General features: G+C 69.6%; 11 protein-coding genes. 9 read left to right on the top strand and 2 right to left on the bottom strand.

Going from position 1 to position 9,060, the window contains the following annotated elements:
* A partial coding sequence (locus CEP50_RS19360) for a hypothetical protein (protein ID WP_106115348.1) occupies positions 1-235 on the bottom strand: 235 nt, incomplete at its 3' end.
* A gap of 636 nt (positions 236-871) precedes the next feature.
* Between CEP50_RS19360 and CEP50_RS19355 the strand changes: the two genes are divergently transcribed.
* The 5 genes from CEP50_RS19355 to CEP50_RS20200 all read left to right on the top strand — a co-directional run bounded on the left by CEP50_RS19355 (position 872) and on the right by CEP50_RS20200 (position 2,965).
* Positions 872-1,696: a helix-turn-helix domain-containing protein gene (locus CEP50_RS19355; protein ID WP_181188470.1), complete on the top strand. Its 825-nt coding sequence runs from the start codon at positions 872-874 to the stop codon at positions 1,694-1,696.
* 4 nt (positions 1,697-1,700) lie between these two features.
* Positions 1,701-1,907, top strand: coding sequence for a DUF397 domain-containing protein (locus CEP50_RS19350; protein WP_106115346.1), 207 nt, complete (start codon positions 1,701-1,703; stop codon positions 1,905-1,907).
* A gap of 139 nt (positions 1,908-2,046) precedes the next feature.
* On the top strand, positions 2,047-2,250 hold the full coding sequence (locus tag CEP50_RS19345) for a DUF397 domain-containing protein (protein ID WP_106115345.1): 204 nt from the start codon (positions 2,047-2,049) through the stop codon (positions 2,248-2,250).
* 141 nt (positions 2,251-2,391) lie between these two features.
* The gene (locus CEP50_RS19340; RefSeq protein ID WP_106115344.1) at positions 2,392-2,592 is read left to right on the top strand and encodes a DUF397 domain-containing protein; all 201 of its coding nucleotides are present in this window, start codon (positions 2,392-2,394) and stop codon (positions 2,590-2,592) included.
* A 205-nt stretch (positions 2,593-2,797) separates the two neighbouring features.
* Positions 2,798-2,965, top strand: coding sequence for a hypothetical protein (locus CEP50_RS20200; protein ID WP_219905572.1), 168 nt, complete (start codon positions 2,798-2,800; stop codon positions 2,963-2,965).
* Positions 2,966-3,352: 387 nt separating this feature from the next.
* Here the strand turns inward: CEP50_RS20200 and CEP50_RS19330 are convergent, their stop codons facing one another.
* Positions 3,353-4,438, bottom strand: a complete 1,086-nt coding sequence (locus CEP50_RS19330) for an aldose 1-epimerase family protein (RefSeq protein ID WP_106115342.1) — start codon at positions 4,436-4,438, stop codon at positions 3,353-3,355.
* 358 nt (positions 4,439-4,796) lie between these two features.
* Here CEP50_RS19330 and CEP50_RS19325 point away from each other — a divergent pair, with 358 nt between their 5' ends.
* The 4 genes from CEP50_RS19325 to CEP50_RS19310 all read left to right on the top strand — a co-directional run bounded on the left by CEP50_RS19325 (position 4,797) and on the right by CEP50_RS19310 (position 8,968).
* A complete protein-coding gene (locus CEP50_RS19325) occupies positions 4,797-6,002 on the top strand; it encodes a sensor histidine kinase (protein ID WP_258175432.1) in 1,206 nt (401 codons plus the stop codon).
* A 66-nt stretch (positions 6,003-6,068) separates the two neighbouring features.
* Positions 6,069-6,722: a response regulator gene (locus CEP50_RS19320; protein WP_106115340.1), complete on the top strand. Its 654-nt coding sequence runs from the start codon at positions 6,069-6,071 to the stop codon at positions 6,720-6,722.
* 130 nt (positions 6,723-6,852) lie between these two features.
* The gene (locus CEP50_RS19315; RefSeq protein ID WP_106115339.1) at positions 6,853-8,103 is read left to right on the top strand and encodes an NAD(P)/FAD-dependent oxidoreductase; all 1,251 of its coding nucleotides are present in this window, start codon (positions 6,853-6,855) and stop codon (positions 8,101-8,103) included.
* A gap of 52 nt (positions 8,104-8,155) precedes the next feature.
* A complete protein-coding gene (locus CEP50_RS19310; protein WP_106115338.1) occupies positions 8,156-8,968 on the top strand; it encodes an HAD family hydrolase in 813 nt (270 codons plus the stop codon).
* The last annotated feature ends 92 nt before the right edge of the window (positions 8,969-9,060 follow it).

Genomic DNA, 9,060 nt, shown 5'->3' with positions numbered 1-9,060 from the left:
AGCATGGGGCACACATCTCGGGGCCGGAGCGTGTCTCGGGGTCGGTGTGCTCGGTGAGGCTGGTGATCTCGGTCGGTCGTAGCCGTAGCAGGCACAGTGTCAGTGCCCACGGGCTCGTGTAGTGCTCCGGGTGGTGTTCGAGGGCGTGCAGCCGGGGGGTTTGTGCCCACCGGTGGTCCGCTTCGGTGGGGGCCAGCACCAGAAACACCGCCGCACGCGGAAACAGGGGCCGCATCTCAACACACCCCCCACACGAGGAGGAGGTGTCCCCACGGACGACGACACGTCCTGACACGTGTCGTGACAAGCGCTAGCATGAACAACGCTCCCTTTCACACGCAGTTGGTGGAGCAATCCCCGCGTGGTGCTTGGCGGCTTGCACGCGGGAGAAGGGCTGCTCGTCCGGTGGTTGCCGCCACCGGACGAGCGGTTCACAACGCGGAGAGCACGCCACTCACCCGCTCGGACGGCGAACGAGTACAGCGTCCTTGGGCCCGGAAGCCGCTCTCTGCTTTTCCGAAGATGGGCGCACTCTCATCCCGGTGGTTTACGCAATCCATGCCTCGCGTCTCATGAGGACGCTCGCCTCCTGTGGAAGGCGTTTGACGCCGTGTTGGCACAGGCACCTCACACTGTCGAAGATCAACTTTGTCTCTCGTTGCGGGTCGCGCTCCCTGCGAAGACACACCGAAACCATATGAACCCGCTCTGTACTCACGCATGTACAGTTTATACACTCATCAAGCAAAGTCAACAAGAAACACAACTAGGATTACTACTTATTGATGACAAGCGGAGATGTTGACCCGCTTGGACCGCTACCTCACCGAGACAGCCGAGGAGGCAGACCATGGGGTCGTCGGAGCCGACAATGCATCGCATCCAACTCGGCATGGAGTTGGAGCAGCTCCGCACAGAAGCGGGCAAGGACAGGGAGGACGTGGCTGAACGGCTCGGTTGGTATCCCACCAAAGTGGGCAAAGTGGAGACCGGAGCGGCCACGCTCAGCGCGGCTGAAGTGGAGGTGCTTCTCGGGTACTTCGAGGCTGACGAGGCCACAGCTGAGCGCGTGCGCCAGCTCGGTAAGGAGGCTCGGAGACGAGGTAGCTACGGCAAGGTCTCCGATTGGGCTCGGAGCTACGTCGGGATGGAAGCGGGAGCCTCCGAAATCCTGCTCTTCGCCGAAGAGTTGATCCCTGGGCTTCTGCAGACCGAGGACTACGCGCGCGAAGTCGCCAAAGCTTCTGTACTGGCTAAAGCATCTGACATCGACCAGCTCGTCAAACGACGCGTCGAACGTCGGGAGAAGCTGTACGGCGAGACTCCGCCACGCTTGTCGGTCATCCTCGGCGAAGCAGCGCTGAAACGTCTGATCGGTGGGGCCACGGTCATGCACGAACAGTTGGAACTTCTCCGCGAGCTAGCCGATCTTCAACACGTCACGCTGCAAGTGCTGCCGTTCAGCGCCGGAAGTCACGCCTCACTCGGAACCTCGTTCACGATCCTGCGGCTGTACAACAACCGCAAGCGCACTGTTTACCTCGAAGACATCACAAGCGCGGATTACCTGGATCGACCACACCACCTCGACACGTATACCCTCGTCTACGAGCGGCTACGCATGGACGCGCTCGGTCTGAACGAGTCCAAATCCATGCTGAAGCGAACCATCGAGGAACTTGGCGCTGGAAGGTGACGGGATGTTGACCCCCAACCTCACCGAGGCGCGGTGGCGCAAGTCCACCCGCAGCAACGGTACCGGAGCGTGCGTTGACGTGGGGATTGCGCCTTCCGCCACCGGAGTACGCGACACGAAACTGGGTGAGAACAGCCCGGTCCTCGCGTTCACACGTTCGCAGTGGGGTTCTTTTCTCGACGCGATCAAAAGTGACCGCCTCGACGGCTGAGCCCTGCTCGTGACGTCCCGCTCGGTGTCACCGGGCGGGACGTAGCCTTTCTCCACCCGATCGGACCTCGCGCGCTGTCTCTCATGCCGGGTATCTCCGAGCGAGTAACGCGGATACCCCCTACCGAGGAGCGTCCAGTATGACCATCGCAGACCTCAGTCAGGCTCGCTGGCGCAAGTCCACCCGCAGCAACGGCGGAGGTCAGTGCCTCGAGGTCGGCTACGTCTCCGAGGTCGTGGGAATCCGGGACACCAAGGACCGCCACGGCGGCACACTCGCCGTGGACCGTGCCACGTGGGCGTCGTTCGTCCGCACGATCAAACAGGGCCACCTCGACGGCTGAGCCCTGCTCGTGACGTCCCGCTCGGTGTCACCGGGCGGGACGTGTGTCCTCTCTCCACCCGATCGGACCTCGCGCGCTGTCTCTCATGCCGGGTATCTCCGAGCCAGTAACGCGGATACCCCCTACCGAGGAGCGTCCAGTATGACCACCGTAGAACTCAGTCAGGCTCGCTGGCGCAAGTCCACCCGCAGCAACGGCGGAGGTCAGTGCCTCGAGGTCGGCTACGCCTCCGAGACCGTGGGAATCCGGGACACCAAGGACCATTCGGCCGGGCACATCGCCACCACGCGGCAACAATGGGCCGCGTTCCTCGACGCGATCAAAACCGACCGCTTCGAGTGACCCGATAGACAGCACCAGCGCCCCCGAAGACCGGGGGCGCTGCTTTCGTGTCCCCGCCCAAGATGAATGCCAATTTTCGGCAAAATCGACTTCCACTACCCCGCGCAAGCTGCTCGCCGTACGGGGATTCCCGTGATCCCTCGCCAGCCCCGGAGGGCTGGCGCCACCCTTCGCGAAACCGTTGGCGACCATGGTCAGGTTGACATTGCGATCCTCGCCAGCCCTGGAGGGCTGGCGCCACACCTTCCCCGCGCACGACGACGTCGACACCGGCGCGCAAGTTGCGATCCTCGCCAGCCCCGGAGGGCTGGCGCCACGGCAGTTGAGCAGGGATTTCCGGGATGACCACACCCCGGCTGTGACCGACCTGTGACCGACACGCCGAGCGAACGCTTGGGAACCTCCCGGCGTGTTGCCACACGCTTCCCCTTCCCAACCGCCGAGTTCCTGTGAGCCGGGCCGATTCGCGGCGGAACCGGCCATCCCCGCGTGTGCGGGGCCTACGGTCACTACAACCACCGGGGGCGGATGCCGATGGGTCCATCCCCGCGTGTGCGGGGCCTACCCTTCGTGAGCTGCGATCCTAACAGCGCGGTTCCGCTGTGGGAATCACTTTCGTTCCCGTCGGCACGTGCGTCTTCGGCCGAGAACGCCACCGAACAACGCCGCCGCCCGAACGGCGCAGCACCCTCGGCAGCACCCCCCGGAAGCACCCCGACAGCGCCCCCGAACGGCGAGGGCGCTTCGTGCTCCGGACTGGTCACCCCGCGCTGTCCCGGGTGGACAGACTGAGGCTCCAGCTTCCCTCGTGGCGCTCACCCGGGGCCAGCACGCGCACGTCCTCGCCGGTGACGAAGGCGTTCGGTGGGCAGGTGCTGGGCTCGACCGTGATCCCCGAACGGGCGGGCTGGGGACGGTCCTCGCCGGCACCGTCGTCGGTGTAGACCTGTAGGTGCTCGTGCGCCCCGTCCACGCGCAGCAGCACGTCCCGACCGTCCTCCAGACCGATGCGCACCACCGCGTCCCCCCGGTGGTCGCGGGACAGCCCCGTGTAGGCGGTGTCCAGCTTCGTCCTCCCGATGCGGTGCCTGCTTCGGAAGTCGTAGCGGGTTCCGGAGACCGGGGCGGTCCCGGTGGGGATGAGCCGATCGTTGGTGCGGTAGTAGGTGTCGGCGGGCAGCATCAGCTCCATCGCGTCGGTGCCGCCCGGCCCCGCGGCGACGTAGGTGTGGTTGGCCCACCCCACCGGGGCGGCCTCCCGCCCCACGTTCTCGGCGCTCAGCGTGCACCGCACCCCGTTCCGGTCGACGGCGTAGTCCACGGTGAACTCCATGTGGAACGGGTAGCCGTACTGCGGGTGCAGCCGGTAGCGCAGCCGCACCCGGTCCCGGTGGTGGTACACCGGCTCCCACTCCACGAAGCTCATCAGCCCGTGCAGGGCGCACTGCCGGGACGGCTCGTTGATCGGGACCTGGAGGCTGCGCCCGCCGAACTCGTAGCTTCCCCCGTCGATCCGGTTCGGCCAGGGAAGGATGGTCTTGCCCTGGTAGCCCTCCCCGGGATCGTCGGCCGCGTGGGTCAGCAGCATCTCGGTGCCGTCCACCCGCCAGGACAGCAGGGTCGCGGCCACCCCGGCCACCACGGCACGGTTCCGCCCCCAACGGATCTCGTAGAGCCTGCCGTTGGCGGTCTGCTCGTACCGGCCGTGTCCGGGAGCCCCGGGGCCGTGCCGTCCCGCGTCGGCGGCGGCCCGGCCCCCGAGTGCCGTCGCCGCCGTGGTGGCGGTGAGCGTGGTCAGCGCGGCACGTCTGCTCCAGCCGCCCCGGGCGGCCTCGGAATCGTTCATGGGAGTCCTTTCGGGTCGAACCGTGCGCGGTGGCGTCGCCGTGTTCCGCGCGAACCCGGACGCGGCCGGGCGAACACCACGAGCACGGGCGAACACGACCGAACGCCAGTCACCATCGGCGAACATTCACACCCGAGGACCACACAACTGTCAACATCGACCCGGCGGGATTGCTCCACCCGCCGGGCGGCCCCTGCTCCGCCCCGGGCAGCGGAGACCGCCACCCCGCCCACGCGCCTGCGGCCACGAACCCGGCCGACCCCGAGAGGAACCGGCGGCGACTACCACCCGGGGACCAGTCGGGACGGGACCGTGGAACGACGCGACCGAGCAGGGCAGCGGGCTATGGTCGGTGGGCGTGCGGAGGATCAGCCTGTGGATGCGCGCCCACCCCATCGCCGGGGACACCCTGTTGATGCTGGCGCTGCTGGCGCTCGAAGTGCTGCGCGGCACGACGGGAACACCTCCCACCGCCGGCCCCGCGCTCTTCTGGGACGTGCTGGCGGGGGTGCTGCTGGTGCCGCCGCTGGTGCTGCGGCGCACCGCCCCGGCCCCGGTCGCGGGCACGGTGCTGCTCGGGCTGCTGGTCCAGCTGCTCGTCCACCCGGACACGGTCACCCGGCCGGGGAGCTTCGGGGTGTTCGTCATGCTCTACACCCTGGTCGCCTACACCGGACGCCGCCCGGCCGCGCTCTACGGCTGCGGAATCCTGGTGGTCTGGGTGACGCCGCTGGTGGTCTTCGACGCCCTCACCGGCTACCGCGCGGCGTTCTTCGCCGTCCAACTGCTGCTGGCCGCCGGGTTCTGCTGGACCCTGGGGGAGTACATCGGCGCCCGCCGGGCCTACCAGCGGGCGGTGGAGAGCAGGCTGCGCAGCCTGGAGTTCGAACGCGACCAGCAGGCCCGGATCGCGGTGGCCGAGGAACGCAACCGCATCGCCCGGGAACTGCACGACGTGCTCGCGCACTCGGTGAGCGTGATGGTCACCCACGCCGACGGCGCCGTCTACGCCGTCCACCGCGACCCCGACACGGCCGAACGGGCGCTGCGGACCATAGCGAGCACGGGCCGCGACGCGCTGAGCGAACTGCGCGGCCTGCTGCACGTGCTGCGCCACCCCGAGGAGGAACCCGACGAGCAGCGCTCCCCCCAACCGGGGGTGAACGGCATCCAGGACCTGGTGGAACGCGTCCGCGCGCTGGGACTTCCGGTCGAACTGCGGATCCGGGGCGACCTCGACCAGATCCCCACCGGGCAGGGGCTGGCCGTGTACCGGATCGTCCAGGAGTCGCTGACCAACGTGCTCAAACACGCGGGCTGGAACGCCACGGCCTCGGTGGCGCTGGACAACGACGGCGAGCGAATCCGCATCGAGGTGACCGACAGCGGCTCACCCCGCGTGCTGGAGCCCCCGACCTCCTCCGGCGGCAACGGGGTGATCGGGATGCGGGAACGCGCCACCGTCTACGGCGGCTCCCTCGAAGCGGGCCCGACCGACCAGGGCGGCTGGCGGGTGTGCGCCGAACTCCCCCTGGCCGCCGAACGGTCTTCCTCGGCCGGGTGAACGCGAGCCCGCCGAAGTGCCGACAGCGCACCGCCGCCCGGGGGCGGTGGCCTAGGGTGGAGCGACATGGTGCGGGTGGTGCTGGTCGACGATCAGGAGCTCATGCGGGTCGGGCTGCGCATGGTGCTGGACGCGCAGGACGACCTGGAAGTGGTGGGCGAGGCCGAGGACGGCGCCGGGGCCGTGGAGACCGCCCGCGACCAGCGGCCCGACGTGATGCTCATGGACGTGCGCATGCCTGGCATGGACGGGGTGCGGGCCACCGAGCTCATCGTGGGGGAACGACTGGCCAAGGTGCTGGTGATGACCACCTTCGACCTCGACGACTACGCCCTGTCGGCCCTGCGCGCCGGAGCCAGCGGCTTCCTGCTCAAGGACACCCCGCCCGACGACCTGGTCTCGGCCGTGCGCTCCGTGCACGAGGGGGACGCGGTCGTCTCGCCCAGCGTCACCAAACGGCTGCTCGACCGCTTCCTGCGGGAGTCCGGCGGTGAGCTCCGGGACGCCTCGGTGCTGGACGTGCTCACCGACCGGGAACGCGAGGTGCTGGTCAACATGGCCCGGGGGCTGTCCAACGGCGAGATCGCCGAGCGGATGTACCTCTCCGAGGCCACGATCAAGACCCACATCGGGCGGATCCTGTCCAAGCTGGAACTGCGGGACCGGGTGCAGGCGGTGGTGCTGGCCTACGAGACCGGTCTGGTGCGCCCCGGCAGGTAGGACTCACCGGGGTTCCTCTCGGACGGCGCTCGGCCCGGCACGCGCCTATGCTGGGGTTGTGCCGGGGAGCACGTCTCCGGTGCGCGGCGGCAGCCGCCGTCGGGGTCCGAGTGCGGCGAAGGGGGCCCTCATGACCGAGAGGTTCGTCGTGGTCGGGGGCGGTCTCGCCGGTGCGCGAACCGCGCGGGAGCTGCGGAACAAGGGCTTCACCGGCGAGATCGACCTGGTCTGCGCCGAGGAGATCCCGCCGTACGAGCGGCCTCCGCTGTCCAAGGACTACCTGGCGGGAGCCGTCACCTCCGAGGAGTTCCTCGTGCAGCCCCGCGAGTGGTACGCCGAGCACGGGGTGCGGCTGCGCCTGGGAACCCGCGCGAGCGCCGTGTACCCGACGAGCCACCGGGTCGAGCTGGCCGACGGCACCGTGCTCGACTACGACCGGCTCGTGCTGGCCACCGGCTCCCGCCCGCGCCGGCTGCCGCTGCCCGGGGCCGACGCGCGGGGAGTGCACTGCCTGCGCAGGCTGGGTGACGCGGACCGGCTGCGCGAGACGCTGCGGCGGATCCGGCGGCTGGTGGTGATCGGCGCGGGCTGGATCGGGCTGGAGGTGGCGGCCGTGGCCCGCAACCAGGGGGTGCAGGTCTGCGTGGTGGAGAACGCCCCCACCCCGCTGGCGGCGGCGCTGGGGCCGCGCATGGGCGAGGTGTTCGCCGACCTGCACCGCGAGCACGGGGTGGACCTGCGGCTGTCCAACCGGGTCTCCGAGATCCACTCCCGGGGCGGGGTGACCGGGGTGCGCACCGTGGACGGCGCGGACATCCCGGCCGACGCGGTGCTGGTCGCGGTGGGGGCGCGGCCGGAGATCGCGCTGGCCGCCGACGCCGGACTGGACGTCGGGGAGGGAGTGCTGGTCGACACCGGCATGACCACCAGCGACCCGGACATCCTCGCGGTGGGCGACATCGCCGAGACCCGGCACCCCGTGCTCGGTCGGATCCGGGTGGAGCACTGGGCCAACGCGCTGAAGCAGCCCCGGGTCGCGGCGGCGACCATGCTGGGGGAGGCAGCCGCCCACACCGAGGTGCCCTACTTCTTCACCGACCAGTACGACCTGGGGATGGAGTACCACGGGCGGGTCCCCGACGGGGTCGAGGACCGGGTGCTGGTGCGCGGCAACCTGTCCTCCCGGAGGTTCGTGGCGTTCTGGCTGGACGGGGACAACCGGGTGTGGGCGGGGATGAACGTCAACGTCTTCGACGTGTCCCGGTCGGTGCGGGCGCTGGTCGAGTCCGGGCAACCGGTGGACCCCCGGCGGCTCGTCGACACCACCCACCCCCTGGAGGAGCTGGCCGCCTCCCATGAGCGGAACGTGAATCCCGTGTGACATGACGCGGTTCTGGTGCTCGGACACCGGCTGTCACGGATAGGCTGCTGATGTGACCACACCATCCAGCTGGAAGCCGCGACTCGTCGCGCTCGACGTCGACGGGACCATGCTCGACCCGGCGACGCAGTCCATCTCCGCCGGAGTGCGCCGCGCCGTCTCCGATGTGGTGGAGGCGGGGGTTCACGTGGTCGTGTCCACCGGGCGGAGCATGTTGGGCACGTTGCCGGTGCTGGACGAGCTGGGGATCTCGGACGGGGACGCGCTGTGCTCCAACGGGGCCGTCCGGGTGGAGGTGTCCTCCCGGGAGGCGGTCTCGGTGGAGACCTTCGATCCGCAGCCCGTGTACGAACGGCTGTCCCCGCTGCTGCCGGGGGCGCTGTACGCGGCCGAGCAGGTGGGCACGGCCAGCCTGGTCACCGAGCTGTTCGACCCCGAGGAGCTGCACGGCCCGCAGCGGCGGTGCTCGGTGGAGCGGCTGCTGGAACATCCCGTCCCCCGGCTGATCGTCAACTGGGCCGGGCACAGCCCCGAGCGGCTGCGGGCGAGCATGGACGGGGTGGTGCTGCCGGGCTGCTGCTACACGGTCGACCACTACCAGCCGTGGGTGACGGTGGTGCCGGACGGAGTGAGCAAGGCCAGCGCCCTGGAGAAGCTGCGGGTGGAACTCGGCGTGGCCGCCGAGGACACCCTCGCCGTGGGTGACGGGGACAACGACATCCAGATGCTGGAGTGGGCCCACCACGGCGTGGCCATGGGACAGGGCCCCTCGGTGGTTCGCAGCGCCGCCGACGAGGTCGCGGGGACGGTCTCCGAGGACGGGCTGGTCCCGGTGCTGCGGCGGTGGTTCCCGCCCCGGGACTGACTCCGGGTGGTCCCCGACGTCCCGGGGGAGCCCCGTCCGGCGCGCTGAGCCCGTGGTCCGAGAGGTGCCCGGTGGGGCGCGCCGCCCGGAGA

This window comes from Actinopolyspora mortivallis, assembly GCF_003001495.1.
In the GTDB taxonomy this organism is placed as follows: domain Bacteria; phylum Actinomycetota; class Actinomycetes; order Mycobacteriales; family Pseudonocardiaceae; genus Actinopolyspora; species Actinopolyspora mortivallis_A.
This window is presented reverse-complemented; position numbering and strand designations above follow the sequence as displayed.

Coding starts and splice junctions, on each gene's coding strand:
- CEP50_RS19315 (WP_106115339.1), top strand. CDS start 6,853: ATGACCGAGAGGTTCGTCGTGGTCGGGGGCGGTCTCGCCGGTGCGCGA.
- CEP50_RS19320 (WP_106115340.1), top strand. CDS start 6,069: ATGGTGCGGGTGGTGCTGGTCGACGATCAGGAGCTCATGCGGGTCGGG.
- CEP50_RS19355 (WP_181188470.1), top strand. CDS start 872: ATGCATCGCATCCAACTCGGCATGGAGTTGGAGCAGCTCCGCACAGAA.
- CEP50_RS19345 (WP_106115345.1), top strand. CDS start 2,047: ATGACCATCGCAGACCTCAGTCAGGCTCGCTGGCGCAAGTCCACCCGC.
- CEP50_RS19340 (WP_106115344.1), top strand. CDS start 2,392: ATGACCACCGTAGAACTCAGTCAGGCTCGCTGGCGCAAGTCCACCCGC.
- CEP50_RS19350 (WP_106115346.1), top strand. CDS start 1,701: ATGTTGACCCCCAACCTCACCGAGGCGCGGTGGCGCAAGTCCACCCGC.
- CEP50_RS19330 (WP_106115342.1), bottom strand. CDS start 4,438: ATGAACGATTCCGAGGCCGCCCGGGGCGGCTGGAGCAGACGTGCCGCG.